This is a genomic window from Marivita sp., from assembly GCF_051859345.1.
In the GTDB taxonomy this organism is placed as follows: domain Bacteria; phylum Pseudomonadota; class Alphaproteobacteria; order Rhodobacterales; family Rhodobacteraceae; genus Marivita.
Genome location: NZ_JBHYFV010000008.1, coordinates 42,045 through 58,776, shown reverse-complemented (window position 1 = coordinate 58,776; position 16,732 = coordinate 42,045). Strand labels below are relative to the sequence as shown.

Sequence of the window (16,732 nt, the reverse complement as noted above, 5' to 3'; positions counted from 1 at the left end):
ATGGCAAAAGCAATGAGCGCACAAGATCGTGTTATTCCGTCCGCAGAAGGCATCGCTGCCTCTGTCCGCGCCACAAAGAACAAGGGCCTGCCGCCTGTCCACCTGTGGGATCCGCCGTTCTGCGGCGATCTTGACATGCGGATCGCGCGTGACGGGACGTGGTTCTACCTGGGCACGCCGATTGGCCGGGCTCCGCTGGTCAAGCTTTTTTCGTCGATTCTGCGCAAGGACGGCGACAAGTATTTTCTGGTGACGCCAGTCGAGAAGGTGGGAATCACCGTCGACGATGCGCCCTTTGTCGCCACCGATTTCGACATTGCGGGGGAGGGGCCGGAACAGGTTCTGACCTTCACCACCCATGTCGGTGATGCGGCGGTCGCCGGACCAGATCACCCGATCCGGGTGGAGCGGGACGTGGAGACGGGAGAACCGTCGCCATACGTTCTTGTTCGGACCAATCTGGAGGCGCTGATCGACCGCAAGAGTTTCTATCGGCTGGTGGAGTGTGGGGCGACCCACGATGTCGATGGGACGGATTGGTTTGGCGTATGGTCAAGCGGTCAGTTTTTCCCGATCATTCCGTCTGACGAACTGCCCGGTTGATCCGGGGTAAACCCGCTTCGAAGCGGATATTCAGCCGCCTTTCGAACAGGTTTCGCCGTGGGCCCGAACGTCAGTCCCCCAGTTTCGCATGCACCTCGTCCAGATCGATCTCGCCGATCGGCATCTTGTTGCCCGGATTCTCGAAATCGTATTTGAACAGGTCAAAATCCTTTTTGTAGATCTCGTAGATGAGATGCATGGACAGGTCGTCAAAGTAATCCTCGACCGGATGCGCGCGTTTGGGACCGTGCCCTTCGCTTTCGTTGAAGCGCGGGATTTTCTTCAGGTCGATGCTTTTCTTCGTCTCGACCTTTGACAGCACGTCCGCCATCCCGTCATTGAAGCTTTCGGTCCAGAAGATGTTGTTGTAGCGCCCGCCATTGACGATGAAGGTGCTGACATGGCCTGACATGGCGGACCAGTGAATGTCCGGATCCATGGGCCGACGCCAGCGTATGGTGTCGCGCGCAAACAACAGAAAGCGTCGGAAGCTTTTGATCTGATCGAACTCCTGCTTGCCGTCCTCACCGCCCACTTCAATTCCGTATTTCTGGATCAGCAGCGGAACAAGATTGCCGCGGTAGCGCTTGCCGTTGCGCTGAATGCCGCAGATCTTGTCGAAGAACGAACTCAGGATGCGGGTGTAGGGGTTGCGCACACATGTAAAGGAAAACGTGTCATGTGATTGAATACGTTCGGTTATTGGAGTCTTGCTGTGATCCAACGCCCATTTGTGAAGCCCGGATTGCGCATCATGGATGTCGCCGTCAAAGAACGTTCCATGATCGGAATAGAACATGATCTGACCAATGGTCGAGCATGCGCATTTGGGCACCACGCGATAGACCATGCTTTCGCTCTCGGTCATCCACGTTCCGGGAAATCCCATAATCTGCCGCCTCCAGCCTCGTTCCGGGCTCTTGTCGTCCGGTAACGTAAACAAAAAATCAAAGAAAGTCGGTTTATTCAATCACTGAACACGCTTATCACTAAAAGAACGAGGTTAAAAATGTGCAGATGAAGACCTGAATGGCAAATATTGCCTTTATATTGCTGTGTCACAAGGACCCGGACGCAATCATCCGACAGGCTTTGAGCCTGACAGCGGTCGGGGACAATATCGCCATCCACTTTGATGCGCGGGCCGATGCAACTGCGTACAGGACCATTCAAACGGCGCTGTCCGACAATCCCAACGTGGCTTTTGCCAAGAAACGTGTCAAATGCGGGTGGGGGGAATGGTCGCTTGTGCAGGCCACGCTTCATGCAGTCGAGGCGGCGGTTGACGCGTTTCCAAGGGCGACGCATTTCTACATGCTGTCCGGGGATTGTCAGGCGATCAAGACGGCTGAATATGCCCACGGCTATCTTGACCGGCTGGATGCGGACTTTATCGAAAGCTTTGATTTCTTCGCGTCTGACTGGATCAAGACCGGCATGAAGGAAGAGCGGCTGATATACCGGCATTTCTTCAACGAACGACAGAACAAGTGGATTTTCTACAAGAGCTATCATCTGCAGCAACGGTTCGGGCTGACCCGCAAGATCCCCGATGACCTCGAAATTCAGATCGGCAGCCAATGGTGGTGCCTGCGCCGTCGCACGGTCGAGGCAATTCTCGACTTCGTGAAGAACCGCCCGGACGTGAAGCGCTTTTTCAGCACCACCTGGATTCCCGACGAAACCTTCTTTCAGACGCTGGTCCGGCACCTGGTTCCCGAGCAGGAAATCGAATGCCGCACGCTGACCTTCCTGATGTTTTCGGATTACGGAATGCCGGTCACGTTCTACAACGATCACTTCGATCTGTTGCTGAGCCAGGATTTTCTGTTTGCCCGCAAGATCAGCCCGGAAGCGCTTGTCCTCAAGGAGCGGCTGGGAACGCTTTACTCTGCCAAAGATGTGAATTTCGAAATCTCGAACGAGGGTCGGTCGCTGTACAAGTTCCTGACCGGAAAGGGCCGCATCGGTCGCCGGTTCGCGCCACGTTTCTGGGAAACCGAAAGTACCCTGGGCCGTGAACGTGAATTGCTCATTGTGGTGTGCAAGAAATGGCACGTTGCCAAGCGCCTTGTTTCGCGCATCCGGCAGCTGACCAACATCCCCTGCATCGAATATCTTTTCAACGAAGAGGACACAGACCTGCCGGATATGGGCGGCATTCAGACGACACTGGGCAAACGGCATCGACACCGGCGGTCGCTGATGCGGATGCTGTTCGACTACTACGATTCCGACCGCATGGTGGTCTGCATGGACCCGGGAAATCTTGACCTGCTCGAAGATTTCTGCCGGGATCGCGCCACCACGCGACTGCTGGAGGTCAATTGCACCTTCACCGACGATTATCTCACGGGTCACGCGATGCGCGTCGGCCTTGCCGGAGAACGCACGCCGCCGGAAACGCTGGAACGGCTTTTGCCGACGATCCGCAATGACATCCTGCACGAGAGCGACCGCATCCGCGATGCCGAATTCGAGAACCACATCCGCATCCGCGAGGAAGACAGCATCGAGGTCAATGCAACCGCGCTTGCCAGTTTTCTGTCGATCGCGCCGGAACAGGCGCTGGATATCGCGCGCACCGATCACCTTTTTGCAGATTAAGGAACCGCCTCATGGCCTATGTCTATGATGACCAGAACATTTTTGCCAAAATCCTGCGTGGCGAAATTCCAAACGACACCGTTCTGGAAACCGATCACACGCTGGCGTTTCGGGACATTCAACCGCAGGCACCGGTGCATGTGCTGGTGATCCCGAGGGGACCCTATGTCTGCTATGACCATTTTGCGCGCGAAGCGAGCGATGCCGAAATCATTGATTTCAACCGCGCTGTGGGAATGGTCTGCAAGATGGAAGGCCTGGAGGATGGGGGCTACCGCATCATCTCGAACGCCGGAGAGGCCGGGGTGCAGGAAGTGCCGCATCTGCACATTCATGTCCTCGGCGGACGCGGGCTTGGGCGGATGCTGCAACCCGCGCGGTGAGGTGAAAGGCATTTGCAAAGGCCTAGGGCACGCAATTTCGAATTTGCGGTCTCAAGCGTTTTCGAAAACGCTTGGCCGCGCCCGGATCAGGCCGACCGGGTCAGGGACAGAAACACATCCTCAAGGTCGGCTTGCTCGGTCCGCACATCGCGAATCCGCACGCCATTGTCGCGCAGCATCGACAGAACATCCTCGGCCGAGGTCTGTCGCGCCCGATAGGTCACGGCCAGGGTGCCATCGTCCCGTCGCGTGACCCCGATGCCCTCCACTTCGGGCAAGGCGCCCACCTCTTTCTCGGCCTGAATCACCATTGTCTTGGCGTCCAATGCGCCCAGAAGGTTGCGCGTGCTGTCTCGCGCGACCACTTCGCCGTGGTTGATGATCGCGATTTCGTCACACATTTCCTCGGCTTCTTCGAGGTAATGCGTCGTGAGGATGATCGTCATCCCGCTTTCCTTGTTCAGCTTGCGCACATTGCTCCACAGCATCTGCCGCAGTTCGATGTCGACGCCTGCGGTCGGCTCGTCCAGCACCAGAACATGCGGTCTGTGGACCAGCGCCTTGCCGAGCAACAGCCGTCGCCGCATCCCGCCCGAGAGCGTGCGCGCATACGCTTCGGCCTTGTCGGTCAGGCCGATCATCTCGAGGATCTCATCCGACCGGCGCTCGGATTTCGGCACGCCGTAAAGCCCGGCCTGCACCTCCAATGCACTGCGTGGCGTAAAGAACGGATCAAGGTTCAATTCCTGCGGCATCACCCCGATCGAAGCGCGCGACTGGCGTGGGTTCACATCCTGATCCCAGCCCCAGATCGTGACGTTGCCTGCCGTTTTTGTGACCAGACCTGCCAGAATGTTGATCAGGGTCGACTTGCCCGCACCGTTTGGGCCCAGCAGTCCGAAGACCGACCCCTGCGGCACATTCAGGTCGATCCCTTTCAGGGCTTCCTTGCCACCATCATATGTCTTGCGCAGACCAGTAATCTCAATGGCGTCCTGTTGTGTCATTGCTGTCTCTTGCTCCCGTCGTCCTGTCGCCTTAAACCGCACCTAGTGGAAAACGCCAGTGAAGGGAACGCACCTGATGACGACGCAAGCGCCCGAAACCAAGATCGTGGACAGCTATCGTATCGCCTGTGACGGCGGCGAAGGGGCTTTGGGCCATCCGCGCGTCTGGTTGCAGATCCCGCATGACACCGGCTGGGTCGAGTGTGGCTATTGCGACGCGAAATTCGTCCACAGGGATTTTGCTGACTCTCTGGAGTCGTGACAGCCAAACGGATTTGCGCCGCGATCCTCGCTTTGGCCGTTCTTGTCACGATCACGATGCGCATCGGATTGAGAATGGAACGCCGAGGGGCGGGTTTGCTTGATACGCTCTGGCTGAACTACCGCTTCTTCACCCTCTGGACGAACACACTGGTCGGGTTGGCCTGCGCCCGTGTGGCGTTGGGTGGGCGCGTCTCGGCCAAGATACAAAGCGGGTTGCTTTTGTCGATCTCGATGGTCGCGCTTGTCTATCACGTCCTTTTGGCACACCTGCGTACCTACAACGGCATCGACATGGTTATCGACAACATGTTGCACACGTTTGTGCCACTTGGGTTTGCCGCCTACTGGCTGGTCTTCGTGGACAAGGGCGCACTGGTCTACAAAGATGTCCTGCCTTGGCTGATCCTGCCCCTGCTCTATTGCATCACTGCCATGGTGCGTGCGGGGTTTGATGGCCGCTATCCCTACCATTTCCTGAACCTGTCCGATCTGGGTCTGTTCAAAACGTCGCTTAACATCCTTGGTCTGCTGTTGGTCTTTTCCGCCGTCGGTGCCGTGATCGTCTGGGCAGGCCAACGGCTTGGGCGCTCTGAGCAGTTCGCTGGCGCAGAGTGAAGCACGTCCGCGTCGGCGGATCGGAATCGGTGGCGATCAAGCGGGCAGTCCCAACGTTCCTGCTGGCACCGCCGCGCGGTCCGTGGCACACCTTGGCCCAGCACGAAAACAGGGGCGCGCGACATGGCATTCGGCAAAGGACACCACCTTCACCTGATCGACGGATCGGCCTTCATCTTCCGCGCCTATCACGCGCTGCCGCCGCTGACGCGCAAATCCGACGGGCTGCCCATCGGTGCGGTCAGCGGCTTTTGCAACATGCTGCAGAAATATGTCGAGGGGAATAACGGCTCTGACGCGCCCACACATGTTGCGGTGATCTTTGACAAGGGCAGCCACACGTTCCGCAATGACATGTACGATTTGTACAAGGCCAACCGCGAGGCGATGCCCGAAGATCTGCGCCCGCAAATTCCCCTGACCCGTCGCGCCACGATTGCCTTCAACATCGCCTGCGAGGAAAAAGAGGGATACGAAGCGGATGACATCATCGCCACTCTGGCCTGTCAGGCGCGCGAGGCTGGGGGGCGTGTGACAATCATCTCTTCCGACAAGGACCTGATGCAGCTTGTAGGCGACGGTGTCGAAATGCTCGACGCGATGAAGAACCGTCGCATCGACCGCGAAGGCGTATTCGAGAAATTCGGGGTGTTTCCCGAGCGGGTTGTCGATGTGCAGGCGCTGGCCGGTGACAGTGTGGACAATGTCCCCGGCGCGCCCGGTATCGGGATCAAGACCGCCGCGCTTTTGATCAACGAATTCGGATCTCTGGAAGACCTGCTCGACCGCGCGGGCGAGATCAAGCAGAACAAACGCCGCGAAACCCTGATTGAAAAGCGCGAACAGATCGAACTGAGCAAGAAGCTTGTTCAACTTGACTGTGACACCCCGCTTGATTTCACCCTCGACGATCTTGAGGTCCGCGACCCCGATCCCGAAACGCTTTTGGCGTTCCTGGCCGAAATGGAATTCCGCACGCTGACAAAGCGGATTGCCGAAGCACTGGATGTGACCCCCCCGGTGATCGAAGACACCACCCCCGAAGGCGCGAACCCGCCTGCCGGTGACGCGCCCGACCTTCCCGCAATGGACCCCGACAGCTATGAATGTGTTCGCGATCTCGACGCCTTGAACGCGTGGATCGCTGAGGCGCATGAAATGGGTCGCGTGGCGTTTGATACCGAAACCACCGGTCTCAACGACATGACCGCCGATCTGGTTGGTATCTCGCTTAGCGTTACTCCGGGCAAGGCGTGCTACATTCCATTGACCCACAAAGCGGAAGGTGGTGAAGGGCTTTTTGGCTCTGACGCGCTTGCCGAGGGTCAAATCCCGATGGATGACGCGCTAAAGGCGCTGAAACCGCTACTTGAAGATCCGGCTGTGATGAAAATCGGCCAGAACATGAAATACGACACCAAGATCATGTCCCGATACGGCGTCGATATTGATCCGATCGACGACACGATGCTGATGTCCTATGCCATGAACGCAGGTCTGCACAGCCACGGCATGGACACGCTGTCCGAACGCTATCTCGGTCACACGCCAATCCCGATCAAGGATTTGCTGGGCAGCGGCAAAAGCCAGATCACCTTTGACCGTGTGCCGATTGACCAAGCGGTGAAATACGCCGCCGAGGATGCCGAGATCACGCTGCGCCTTTGGCTCATGTTCAAACCGCAGCTTCATCAGGTCAAGGTCACTCGCGTCTACGAGACGATGGAGCGTCCGCTGGTCCCGGTCCTTGCCCAGATGGAGCGCAACGGCATCAAGGTTGACCGCGATACGCTGTCGCGCATGTCGAATGCCTTCAGCCAGAAGATGGCCGGTTTGGAAGACGAGATTTACGAATTGGTGGGCCGCAAGTTCAATGTCGGTTCGCCCAAGCAGCTGGGCGAAATCCTGTTTGACGAAATGGCGCTGGAAGGTGGCAAACGCGGCAAGACCGGAGCCTATGCCACTGGCGCGGATGTGCTTGAAGACCTTGCCACGGAACATGAACTGCCGCGCCGGGTGCTGGACTGGCGGCAGCTTTCCAAGCTGAAATCGACCTATACGGACGCTTTGCAGGATCACATCAACAAGGATACGGGCCGCGTTCACACGTCCTACTCCATCGCCGGGGCGAACACGGGGCGTCTCGCGTCCACCGACCCGAACCTGCAAAACATCCCGATCCGGTCAGAGGAAGGTCGCCGTATCCGCGAGGCGTTTGTGGCGGAACAGGGCAAGACCCTTGTGGCACTGGACTATTCGCAGATCGAACTGCGCATCCTGGCGCATATCGCTGATATCGAAGCGCTCAAGCAGGCGTTTCGCGATGGACAGGACATTCACGCCGCCACCGCGTCCGAGATGTTCAATGTGCCGCTGGAGGACATGACACCCGATGTGCGCCGTCAGGCCAAGGCCATCAATTTCGGCGTGATCTACGGCATTTCCGGCTTTGGTCTTGCCCGCAACCTGCGCATTCCGCGCGCCGAGGCGCAGGGCTTTATCGACCGATATTTCGAACGGTTTCCGGGAATCCGGGCCTACATGGACGCAACGACCGACTTTGCCAAGACACACAACCGGGTGGAAACCCTGTTCGGACGGGTGATCCACACACCCGAGATCAGCGCCAAGGGTCCGCGCGCCGGGTTTGCCAAGCGCGCCGCGATCAATGCGCCGATTCAGGGCACAGCCGCCGACATCATCCGCCGCGCCATGGTGCGCATGCCAGATGCGATCAGGGATCTGCCAGCAAAGATGCTGCTTCAGGTGCATGATGAACTATTGTTCGAGGTGGAAGAGGGGGCTGAAGACGAGCTGATCAAGGTTGCCCGCGAGATCATGGAAGGGGCCGCTGATCCGGTGATCAAACTCACCGTGCCTTTGGTGGCGGACGCCGGACAGGGCAAGAACTGGGCTGAAGCGCACTGAACGTGCCACGGGCGAAGAGATTTCGAAATCTCTTATAAAGGCTCTTTCAAGAGCCTTGCCCACCAAGCAGCAACCGTCGTGCCCCATTTGCGCCGCGTGAGCAACGGAACACATTGCTTCCTGTCCGCGTTTACCTGCAAAGGACAGACCGGAAGCACATCGCCGTGACACGAGAAACCACACCGACCCCGCACTCCAAACCATCCCACTCGAATCATGGATCCAGCAGTTACCTGCGCTTCTTCGCGATGATCGGAACCTCTACCGTTGTGATGTTCGGGCTGATGTATCTGAACACCTACGCGTTGGATCACGTCTTCTTTTCACAGACCCGGATGTGGATGGCGCTGTATATGGGCGGCACCATGGCTGTGATCATGTTGGCGTTCATGTTGGGCATGTATGCCAACCGCGCTGCCAATATCGCGATCTTCGCAGGCGGTATCCTTGCCTTTGCCCTCGGTGTCGGCCTGGTCCGGTCCCAGGCGACCATCGGCGATCTGGCCTGGATGAAGGCGATGATTCCACACCACTCCATCGCCGTGCTGACCAGCGAACGGGCCAACCTTTCGGACCCGCGTGTTGTGGCGCTGGCGGCTGCCATCGTCGAAACCCAGCGCAACGAGATCGCCGAGATGAAACGTTATATCGCGGACATCGAAGCCAATGGCGATGCCGCGCCGGGGACGCCCCGATCGACCGAGTGAGTTGCGCGCGCACACGCGGAATTTCCGCCGGATGGGATGGGCCTTTGACACGGGCTGTCCTAGCATTCGCTCTGTATCCACTTGATCCGGAGCCTGTGTGACCCCTCTCAAGATCCCGAACCGCACCGCCCGGCACCTTTGGCTTTCGGCCCATGGTCTTGGCGACACACCGACAGGCCTGCTGGACACGGCAGCGCTTATCCACAGTCTTGGCTTTGTTCAGCTGGATACGATCCAGGTCGTATCCCGCGCGCATCATCACATTCTCTGGAGTCGCAACCAGAATTATCGGGAGCCGATGCTGGACCACCTGCTCGCGCGGGATCGTGCGGTGTTCGAACATTTTACCCATGACGCGTCGGTTCTGCCGATGGAGATGCTGCCAATGTGGCAGCGCCAGTTCCGTCGCATGAAAGACAAGGTCAGTCGATCCTCGTGGTATGGCAAACATCTTGATCCGCGCGATCTGAGCCAGATCAAAAAGCGCATCGCTGACGAAGGCCCGCTGTCCACCCATGATTTCGACACGAGGGTCGAAGGCAAACGCGAGATGTGGAAGCGGCCGCCGCACAAGATCGGGTTGGATTATCTTTGGTATGCGGGCGAACTGGCCACCTGTCACCGCGACGGTTTTACCAAGTATTACGATCTTGCCGAACGTGTCTTTCCCGCGCATCTGCATCAGCAAGAGGTTCCGGACCGGGATCAGATTGATTGGTTGTGCCATTCTGCGCTCGAGCGCATCGGCTTTGGCACCCTGGGCGAAATTCGCAAATTCTGGGACGCCACCGACGTTCGTGAGGTGTCGGACTGGGCGGTGCGCCATGCGCCAACGTTGGTTCCGGTCGAGATTCAGTCAGCGGATGGCGCTTGGACCAAGTCCCTTGCCTGCCCCGCAATTGAATCCCGACTGGCCACACTGACACAGCCCACGTCGCGATTGCGCATCCTCAACCCGTTCGATCCCGCCATCCGTGACCGAACCCGCCTCAAGCGGCTGTTCGGGTTCGACTATACCGTCGAAATGTTCGTTCCCGCCGCCAAACGCCAATGGGGCTATTACGTTTATCCGCTGCTTGAAGGCGACCGGTTTGTTGGCCGGATCGAGGCCAAGGCAGACCGTGCATCAGACAAGCTGACCGTTCAAAACCTGTGGTGGGAACCCGGCGTCAGACCATCAAAACAGCGGATGCAGAAACTGGATGGTGAACTGACGCGACTCGCCCGCCTTGCAAAGGTGAACACCTTGGTGTGGCACACGCCATAACACGGGGGCTTTCGGTCGACCGATACGATTTGGTGGCGGTCACCGCCCGATCACTGCCCGAAATTCCGGCCTCACATCAACCCGGCATTGCGGAACAGAGCGGCCAAATCCGTTTCCGGGCGCGGCCCGATATGCGAGATCACTTCCTCGGCTGCGACGCATCCCATTCGGCCGCTTGTCTGCATGTCCCGGCCTGTGGCCAGACCATAGAGGAACCCGGCTGCGAACTGATCCCCCGCGCCGGTCGCGTCTACGGGAACAACCTTGTTCACCGGAATGTTCGTGCGCTCTCCTTCGCGGATGATGGTGACGCCATCGCCCGAGCGGGTGCAGACAACCAGCGGACAAATCGCAGCCACAGCCGCGAGATCGGACTCAAGGTCGTTGTTCTGATAAAGCGACATGATTTCGGCCTCGTTGCCGATCACATAATCCATCTCGTTCTCGATCAGGTTCAGGAAATCGGCCCGGTGGCGTTCCACGCAGAACGGATCCGAGATCGCGATGCCGGTCTTTCCCTCCGCCGCCCGGCAGGTGCGAGCGGTGCGGATGAAGGCGTCCTTGCCCTTGTCCTTGTCGAAAAGATAGCCTTCCAGAAACACGATTTCGGCTTCGGCCGCCACGTCTTCGGACACGTCCTCGGGGCCGAGTTCCGCCGAGATGCCCAGGTAGGTGTTCATCGACCGCTCTCCGTCCGGGGAGACAAAGATCATCGACCGCGATGTGGGCAATTCACCACCCGAAACCGGCGCGTTCACAAAGCTGGTGCCGTCTTTTTCCATCGCGTCCGCATAAAAGCGCCCCAAGGCGTCGTTGTGGACACGTCCGATAAACCCGGTTCGAAGCCCAAGGTTCCCCAGACCGGCCAGCGTGTTCGCGACCGATCCGCCAGGTGTCTGGGTCCGTTCCTTCATCGCGGCATAAAGCGTTTCGCCGCGGTCGCGTTCGACCAGTTGCATGATGCCCTTCTGAATACCCATCAGGTCCAGAAACGTATCCTCGGCCCGTGCAATCACGTCGACAACGGCGTTGCCGATGCCGACAACCTGGTACTTCTTGCTCATTCGGTTTTGTCCTCGAATTGACAGAGATCGCGGATCAGACATGCTCCGCATTTGGGTTTTCGCGCGACGCAGGTGTAGCGCCCGTGCAGGATCATCCAGTGATGCGCGTGCTGCTGAAAATCGACCGGGATGTGGTCTTCGATGGCACGCTCGACTGCGACCACATCTTTGCCGGGGCAGATGCCGCTGCGATTGCCGAGGCGGAAAATATGAGTGTCCACGGCCTGGGCCGGATAATGCCACCACATGTTCAGCACCACGTTGGCGGTCTTGCGCCCGACTCCCGGCAGGCTTTCCAGCGCGGCGCGGGAATTGGGAACTTCGCCGCCGTAGTCATCCACCAGAATGCGACTAAGCTTGATGACGTTCTTGGCCTTGTTGCGGTAAAGGCCGATGGTCTTGATGTGCTCGGTCACACCCTCTTCACCCAGAGCCAGCATCTTCTCCGGCGTGTCGGCGATCTTGAACAGCCCGCGGGTTGCCTTGTTCACGCCCGCATCGGTTGCCTGTGCCGACAGGGCGACAGCCACCACAAGCGTGTAGGCATTCACATGATCCAATTCGCCTTTGGGCTCAGCCTCGGCGGCCTGAAATCGCGTGAAAATCTCGCGAATGGAGTGATAGTCAAGTTGCTTGGCCATGACGCTTCATATGCCGCGCGGATGCCGGAGGGGCAAGCACTCAACTTGCGCAGGTTTCGGGTCGCATGGGGCGTGCCCATTCGGATACATCTTGGTGCAAGGGTCGCAAAGGAGGGTCGGATGCAAAACCTTGCTGAAGATAGCCAAGGATATCACTTCAATGTCATGCGCCGCGCGCTTGATATCATCGACGGGCGCGGGCCGTCTGTATCGCTGGATGAACTGGCCTCCGAAATGAACATGAGTCCCGCGCATTTTCAGCGTGTGTTTTCGCGTTGGGTCGGGGTCAGCCCGAAGCGCTATCAGCAATATCTGACGCTGGGCCACGCGAAGGCGCTTTTGTCGGAACGATTCACGACGCTGGAAACGGCCCATGCCTCTGGCTTGTCGGGGGGCGGACGGTTGCACGACCTGTTCCTGCGCTGGGAAGCGATGAGTCCCGGTGACTTTGCCCGCCGTGGCGATGGGCTGACGATCTTCTGGGGATGGTTTGAAAGCCCGTTTGGCCCCGCCCTTGTCATGGGCACTGACAAAGGCCTGTGCGGGATCGGGTTTGCGTCGGAATGCACCGAGAATGAGGCCATGGAGGATTTGCGCAGCCGTTGGCCCAATGCCACATATCAGGAAGCGCCCGACCGTCTTGCCCCTTGGGTGCGCGGTGCGTTTGGACAGGCAAAGTGCGACGTGCCCCTTTTCATGATCGGCGCCCCGTTTCAGATCAAGGTCTGGGAAGCGCTGATGCAGATTCCGTCAGGCCACGTTACCACCTATTCCGAGATCGCCGAATTCATCGGCCATCCCAAAGCTGTGCGTGCGGTTGGCACAGCCGTTGGTCGCAACCCCATCAGCTACCTGATCCCATGCCATCGGGCGATGCGGAAATCCGGTGGGTTGGGGGGCTATCACTGGGGATTGCCGGTCAAACGCAGCATCCTTGCATGGGAATCCGCGCGCGCCGAAGCGTGAGGGCATGCGCGGAAATGTGCCGATTTCCCCACGACAAAGGGGTTCTGCCGGGGTATGCTATCGCATAGCAACCACGAGACCCCTACAATCGGGCACAGGTAATAGAGGCAATCCAATGACACTTTCCAAACTTTCCCTTTCCACGGCCCTTTGCGGCGCGATCTTGCTGTCGGCCTGTACCGACCCGAACGACCCCAACCGCCAGACCAAGTCCGGCGCGTTGATCGGTGCGGGCGCGGGCGCGACGATCGGTGCCCTGATGGGGAACGACCCAGAAGAGCGTCGGCGCAACGCTGTGCTTGGCGCAGCGATCGGCGGCGGCGGCGGTGCCATCATCGGAAATCGTCTCGACAAACAGGAAGCAGACCTGCGCGCGCAGATGGGCAATGACAACGTCACCATCCGCAACACCGGTGACCGTCTTATCGTGACACTGCCGCAGGACATCCTGTTCGCAACAGACAGCGCCAACCTGCGTCCCGATCTCCAGCGTGATTTGCGCACGGTGGGTCAGAACCTGTTGGCCTATCCTGACACAACGGTTCAGGTTGTGGGTCACACCGACAACACCGGTGATGCCAACTACAACCAGAACCTGTCGCGCCAGCGCGCGCAGGCCGTTGCGAATATCCTGATGAACGAAGGCGTTCCGTCGTTCCGTGTCCAGAGCATTGGTCGCGGTGAAGATCAGCCGATCGCAAGCAACCTGACACCTGACGGCCGGGCACAGAACCGTCGCGTTGAGATCGTGATCCTGCCGAACGCCTGATCCGCGATCTGTTACACAATCAAAGCCCGCGCCATTTGGTGCGGGCTTTTTTGTGTCTATCTACGGGGCGTTGGGTTGCCTCCTCCCTTGCGCGATACAGTTTGCACTGCGACAGTTCAGGAGACAGATGATGGCGGATTTGAAATTGGTGGGCCTGTGCGGCTCATTGCGCAAGGCGTCGACCAATCGGCTGCTGATGCACGAGGCGTCGCGCCGTTTTGGTGCTGCGGATTTTATCGAGGGTGATCTGCGTCTGCCGCTTTATGATGGTGATCTTGAAGAAAGTTCTGGCATTCCCGAAGCCGTGCAGACGCTATCGGACCAGATCGCTTCTGCCGATGCGGTGATCGTTGCCTGCCCAGAGTACAACAAGGGCATCTCGGGCGTGCTGAAGAACGCTTTGGACTGGGTCAGTCGGACCAAGGGCACGCCCTGGTCCAATACGCCTGTTGCGATCATGTCCGCCGCTGCCGGTCGGGCGGGTGGTGAGCGGACCCAGAACATGGCGCGGCTTTGCCTGACGCCGTTTCGCCCTTTGCTGATCACTGGCCCGGAAGTCATGGTCGCCGCGACGTCGACGCAATGGGGCGACGACGGGCATTTGACCAATGAGATCAACGCAAAAGCGCTTGATGACTTGATGCAGACCCTGCGCCGGCTTGCCGAAGCCAACCGGACGCCCTGATCAGCAGCCGGTCCCTTTGGTCACAACGCTGATTGTCTTCCACATCACCGAGATGTCCTGAGCGAGGGTGACTTTGCTCAGGTATTCCGCATCATACTGCGCGCGCTCTGCAAAGCTGCTTTCGTGGCGCACGGACACCTGCCAGAAGCCGGTCAGACCGGGGCGCAGCGCATAATAGGCCGAACCGGGATACAACGCCTGCTGATCCACCATCATCGGGCGGGGGCCTACCAGCGACATGTCGCCTTTGAGCACGTTCCAAAGCTGGGGCAGTTCATCAAGTGACGTCTTGCGCAGGATGTGACCGATCTTTGTGATCCGCGGGTCGTTGCGAAGCTTTTGATTGCGGTTCCATTCGCCCCGCGCCGACGGGTTGTTAACGAGATGCGCCTCAAGAGCCTCATCGGCGTTCGCCACCATGCTGCGGAGTTTCCACATTTTGAAGGTTTTGCCGAACCGGCCGATACGGGTCTGATGATAGAACGGCGATCCACCATCCTTGGCGACAAGAAAAGCGCACACGCCAAGAATGATCGCAACCGGCAAAGCCGCCATCAGGACCAGAAAAATATCGACACCGCGCTTGAAGTGATCGCGGTAGATGCTTTTTGGTTCGGTCTTCGAAAAGGCCGCGTTGACCAGTGTTTCGATATCGGTGCCAGGCAGCGGTTGGCGAATGTGCAGTGTCATGAGAACACCCTTTTGACCCTATGTGCTGGGGCCGACCGCGGAGCTACCTTTGGCATGCAAGATCTGGTTGTTTGGCGCACGCGGCGACAAACATCAGTTTCGGCAACGCAAGCCGAAATTCAGATTTTCAGACTAAGTGGCAGACTTCAGCAGACGAACCTAACGCAACTCCCAAGTGGAAGCACCAACCCCCAAGTGCCAATCTAAAACGTGGCAGGAATGTGTCCTGCCTGTCGATGTCGTGTTTATGACCCTATGCCTTATTTAGGTCAACTTTCAGAATGGGGGGAAACTTTCCCGTGTATTCCCAAGAGGTAATCAACCTTGGGCCGATTGTTTTTCCAGCCCATTTTCGAACTGGGCGCGGTAAAATCACTTTTTACAATTCGTGAGCAATCTTCCGCTCGGGGTTGAGATGCTCTCTAAGTTGCGCGTCTGGCGTCTTTTTCTGACCATAGAGATTCCAAACGGAATTCGTGGCTTTCGTGTTCAATCATGCTGCGGATGCAGAATTGTGCCGAAAATTTGCTGCAACACCGCATCAATTATGACGTGAATCCGAATACTGTCTCTCTTATGGAAACAGTATTCGAAAAACGCCGCGGTCGCTGCGGTGCGGTGACTGTTCCTGATTAGTGGACAATCCAAGAACGCAATGTTTCAAACTGATGCAACAACAGGGTCGGTATTCACGCTGGGCAGGTGGAAATGGGCATGATCACGAGGTGAAACAAATTGAAATATATTTGGCGGAATTGGGACGCGGCAGCGATGACATCTGCCACAATTTGGATCAAATCGTGCCCGAATTCAGAGAATCGGGTAAAACTGGGGCAAGGTTGCACAGGTTGCGCGAGCTTCTGCGAATGTCTATCTGCGGGTCGTTGCCTTTAAACCAGAATGGTGTCCCATGTCCCACAAAGTCTACGCGCGCGATCTTCCCGATGATCTTGATCTGGGGCCGGAGGTTGCCATCGACTGCGAAACGATGGGTCTGCATCCGCACCGCGACAGGCTGTGTGTCGTCCAGCTGTCCGGTGGGGACGGGACGGCCCATCTGGTGCAGATCGAAAAAGGCCAGACCTCTGCGCCAAATCTCGAAAAGCTTTTGACCGATCCATCGGTGCTCAAGCTGTTTCACTTTGGCCGCTTTGATATCGCCGCCCTGCAAAACGCATTCGGCGTTGTCACCGCGCCGGTCTATTGTACCAAGATCGCAAGCCGGCTTGTGCGCACCTACACGGATCGTCACGGGCTCAAGGTGCTGTTGCAGGAACTTGTGGGTGTCGACGTATCAAAGCAGCAGCAATCCAGCGACTGGGGGTCCGAGACGCTAAGCCAGGCGCAGGTCGAATATGCGGCGTCAGACGTTCTGTATCTCCACAAGCTGCGGGATGCGTTGCAGGCCATGCTTGAACGTGAAGACCGCGCAGAGCTCGCGCAGGCGTGTTTTGATTTTCTGCCAGTGCGGGCGCAACTTGACCTTGTTGGCTGGCCGGAGACAGATATCTTCGCACATTCCTGATTGCGGACCCG

Annotated in this window: 17 protein-coding genes; 12 read left to right on the top strand and 5 right to left on the bottom strand. The window is 58.1% G+C overall.

Features of this window, described 5'->3' with window-relative positions; translation table 11 throughout:
- The first annotated feature begins 12 nt into the window (after positions 1–12).
- Positions 13–603, top strand: coding sequence for a DUF1285 domain-containing protein (locus ACTIEN_RS07645; protein ID WP_439522529.1), 591 nt, complete (start codon positions 13–15; stop codon positions 601–603).
- A 70-nt stretch (positions 604–673) separates the two neighbouring features.
- On the opposite strand, the gene ACTIEN_RS07640 is transcribed toward ACTIEN_RS07645, so the two are convergent.
- The gene (locus tag ACTIEN_RS07640; protein WP_439522528.1) at positions 674–1,492 is read right to left on the bottom strand and encodes a sulfotransferase family protein; all 819 of its coding nucleotides are present in this window, start codon (positions 1,490–1,492) and stop codon (positions 674–676) included.
- A 140-nt stretch (positions 1,493–1,632) separates the two neighbouring features.
- Here ACTIEN_RS07640 and ACTIEN_RS07635 point away from each other — a divergent pair, with 140 nt between their 5' ends.
- Together ACTIEN_RS07635 and ACTIEN_RS07630 are read left to right on the top strand one after the other, a co-directional pair.
- A complete protein-coding gene (locus ACTIEN_RS07635) occupies positions 1,633–3,210 on the top strand; it encodes a DUF5928 domain-containing protein (protein ID WP_439522527.1) in 1,578 nt (525 codons plus the stop codon).
- A gap of 11 nt (positions 3,211–3,221) precedes the next feature.
- Positions 3,222–3,593 carry a histidine triad nucleotide-binding protein gene (locus tag ACTIEN_RS07630; RefSeq protein ID WP_439522526.1) on the top strand — a complete coding sequence of 124 codons (372 nt, stop codon included), beginning with the start codon at positions 3,222–3,224 and terminating at the stop codon, positions 3,591–3,593.
- Between the two features lie 86 nt (positions 3,594–3,679).
- Here ACTIEN_RS07630 and ACTIEN_RS07625 read toward each other — a convergent pair whose 3' ends face one another.
- Positions 3,680–4,600 carry an ABC transporter ATP-binding protein gene (locus tag ACTIEN_RS07625; protein ID WP_439522525.1) on the bottom strand — a complete coding sequence of 307 codons (921 nt, stop codon included), beginning with the start codon at positions 4,598–4,600 and terminating at the stop codon, positions 3,680–3,682.
- A 76-nt stretch (positions 4,601–4,676) separates the two neighbouring features.
- Between ACTIEN_RS07625 and ACTIEN_RS07620 the strand changes: the two genes are divergently transcribed.
- The 5 genes from ACTIEN_RS07620 (at position 4,677) to ACTIEN_RS07600 (ending at position 10,381) form a co-directional block, all read left to right on the top strand.
- On the top strand, positions 4,677–4,862 hold the full coding sequence (locus tag ACTIEN_RS07620) for a zinc-finger domain-containing protein (RefSeq protein ID WP_439522524.1): 186 nt from the start codon (positions 4,677–4,679) through the stop codon (positions 4,860–4,862).
- Complete coding sequence (locus ACTIEN_RS07615; protein ID WP_439522523.1) at positions 4,859–5,479, top strand: Pr6Pr family membrane protein; 621 nt, start codon at positions 4,859–4,861, stop codon at positions 5,477–5,479. The genes ACTIEN_RS07620 and ACTIEN_RS07615 overlap by 4 nt, the downstream gene beginning before the upstream one ends.
- Positions 5,480–5,602: 123 nt before the next feature.
- A complete protein-coding gene (polA, locus tag ACTIEN_RS07610; RefSeq protein WP_439522522.1) occupies positions 5,603–8,407 on the top strand; it encodes a DNA polymerase I in 2,805 nt (934 codons plus the stop codon).
- Positions 8,408–8,655: 248 nt separating this feature from the next.
- Positions 8,656–9,114: a DUF305 domain-containing protein gene (locus tag ACTIEN_RS07605; protein ID WP_439522521.1), complete on the top strand. Its 459-nt coding sequence runs from the start codon at positions 8,656–8,658 to the stop codon at positions 9,112–9,114.
- Between the two features lie 97 nt (positions 9,115–9,211).
- Positions 9,212–10,381: a winged helix-turn-helix domain-containing protein gene (locus ACTIEN_RS07600; protein ID WP_439522520.1), complete on the top strand. Its 1,170-nt coding sequence runs from the start codon at positions 9,212–9,214 to the stop codon at positions 10,379–10,381.
- A 71-nt stretch (positions 10,382–10,452) separates the two neighbouring features.
- Here ACTIEN_RS07600 and ACTIEN_RS07595 read toward each other — a convergent pair whose 3' ends face one another.
- Both ACTIEN_RS07595 and nth read right to left on the bottom strand, forming a co-directional pair.
- The gene (locus ACTIEN_RS07595; protein ID WP_439522519.1) at positions 10,453–11,445 is read right to left on the bottom strand and encodes an adenosine kinase; all 993 of its coding nucleotides are present in this window, start codon (positions 11,443–11,445) and stop codon (positions 10,453–10,455) included.
- Positions 11,442–12,086 carry an endonuclease III gene (gene nth, locus ACTIEN_RS07590; RefSeq protein WP_439522518.1) on the bottom strand — a complete coding sequence of 215 codons (645 nt, stop codon included), beginning with the start codon at positions 12,084–12,086 and terminating at the stop codon, positions 11,442–11,444. Before nth ends, ACTIEN_RS07595 begins: the two co-directional genes overlap by 4 nt.
- 120 nt (positions 12,087–12,206) lie before the next feature.
- Here nth and ACTIEN_RS07585 point away from each other — a divergent pair, with 120 nt between their 5' ends.
- The 3 genes from ACTIEN_RS07585 (at position 12,207) to ACTIEN_RS07575 (ending at position 14,506) form a co-directional block, all read left to right on the top strand.
- Positions 12,207–13,052 carry a methylated-DNA--[protein]-cysteine S-methyltransferase gene (locus ACTIEN_RS07585; RefSeq protein WP_439522517.1) on the top strand — a complete coding sequence of 282 codons (846 nt, stop codon included), beginning with the start codon at positions 12,207–12,209 and terminating at the stop codon, positions 13,050–13,052.
- 115 nt (positions 13,053–13,167) lie between these two features.
- Complete coding sequence (locus ACTIEN_RS07580) at positions 13,168–13,821, top strand: OmpA family protein (protein WP_439522516.1); 654 nt, start codon at positions 13,168–13,170, stop codon at positions 13,819–13,821.
- A 130-nt stretch (positions 13,822–13,951) separates the two neighbouring features.
- The gene (locus ACTIEN_RS07575) at positions 13,952–14,506 is read left to right on the top strand and encodes an NADPH-dependent FMN reductase (RefSeq protein ID WP_439522515.1); all 555 of its coding nucleotides are present in this window, start codon (positions 13,952–13,954) and stop codon (positions 14,504–14,506) included.
- Here ACTIEN_RS07575 and ACTIEN_RS07570 read toward each other — a convergent pair whose 3' ends face one another.
- The gene (locus ACTIEN_RS07570; RefSeq protein ID WP_439522514.1) at positions 14,507–15,196 is read right to left on the bottom strand and encodes a sugar transferase; all 690 of its coding nucleotides are present in this window, start codon (positions 15,194–15,196) and stop codon (positions 14,507–14,509) included.
- A 910-nt stretch (positions 15,197–16,106) separates the two neighbouring features.
- Between ACTIEN_RS07570 and ACTIEN_RS07565 the strand changes: the two genes are divergently transcribed.
- Positions 16,107–16,721: a ribonuclease D gene (locus ACTIEN_RS07565; RefSeq protein WP_439522513.1), complete on the top strand. Its 615-nt coding sequence runs from the start codon at positions 16,107–16,109 to the stop codon at positions 16,719–16,721.
- Positions 16,722–16,732 lie beyond the last annotated feature (11 nt).

What these genes read in the sequence shown, in the direction of transcription:
- ACTIEN_RS07645 (WP_439522529.1), top strand. Translation starts at nt 13, where the DNA reads ATGAGCGCACAAGATCGTGTTATTCCGTCCGCAGAAGGCATCGCTGCC.
- ACTIEN_RS07640 (WP_439522528.1), bottom strand. Translation starts at nt 1,492, where the DNA reads ATGGGATTTCCCGGAACGTGGATGACCGAGAGCGAAAGCATGGTCTAT.
- ACTIEN_RS07635 (WP_439522527.1), top strand. Translation starts at nt 1,633, where the DNA reads ATGGCAAATATTGCCTTTATATTGCTGTGTCACAAGGACCCGGACGCA.
- ACTIEN_RS07630 (WP_439522526.1), top strand. Translation starts at nt 3,222, where the DNA reads ATGGCCTATGTCTATGATGACCAGAACATTTTTGCCAAAATCCTGCGT.
- ACTIEN_RS07625 (WP_439522525.1), bottom strand. Translation starts at nt 4,600, where the DNA reads ATGACACAACAGGACGCCATTGAGATTACTGGTCTGCGCAAGACATAT.
- ACTIEN_RS07620 (WP_439522524.1), top strand. Translation starts at nt 4,677, where the DNA reads ATGACGACGCAAGCGCCCGAAACCAAGATCGTGGACAGCTATCGTATC.
- polA (WP_439522522.1), top strand. Translation starts at nt 5,603, where the DNA reads ATGGCATTCGGCAAAGGACACCACCTTCACCTGATCGACGGATCGGCC.
- ACTIEN_RS07605 (WP_439522521.1), top strand. Translation starts at nt 8,656, where the DNA reads ATGATCGGAACCTCTACCGTTGTGATGTTCGGGCTGATGTATCTGAAC.
- ACTIEN_RS07595 (WP_439522519.1), bottom strand. Translation starts at nt 11,445, where the DNA reads ATGAGCAAGAAGTACCAGGTTGTCGGCATCGGCAACGCCGTTGTCGAC.
- nth (WP_439522518.1), bottom strand. Translation starts at nt 12,086, where the DNA reads ATGGCCAAGCAACTTGACTATCACTCCATTCGCGAGATTTTCACGCGA.
- ACTIEN_RS07585 (WP_439522517.1), top strand. Translation starts at nt 12,207, where the DNA reads ATGCAAAACCTTGCTGAAGATAGCCAAGGATATCACTTCAATGTCATG.
- ACTIEN_RS07580 (WP_439522516.1), top strand. Translation starts at nt 13,168, where the DNA reads ATGACACTTTCCAAACTTTCCCTTTCCACGGCCCTTTGCGGCGCGATC.
- ACTIEN_RS07575 (WP_439522515.1), top strand. Translation starts at nt 13,952, where the DNA reads ATGGCGGATTTGAAATTGGTGGGCCTGTGCGGCTCATTGCGCAAGGCG.
- ACTIEN_RS07570 (WP_439522514.1), bottom strand. Translation starts at nt 15,196, where the DNA reads ATGACACTGCACATTCGCCAACCGCTGCCTGGCACCGATATCGAAACA.
- ACTIEN_RS07565 (WP_439522513.1), top strand. Translation starts at nt 16,107, where the DNA reads ATGTCCCACAAAGTCTACGCGCGCGATCTTCCCGATGATCTTGATCTG.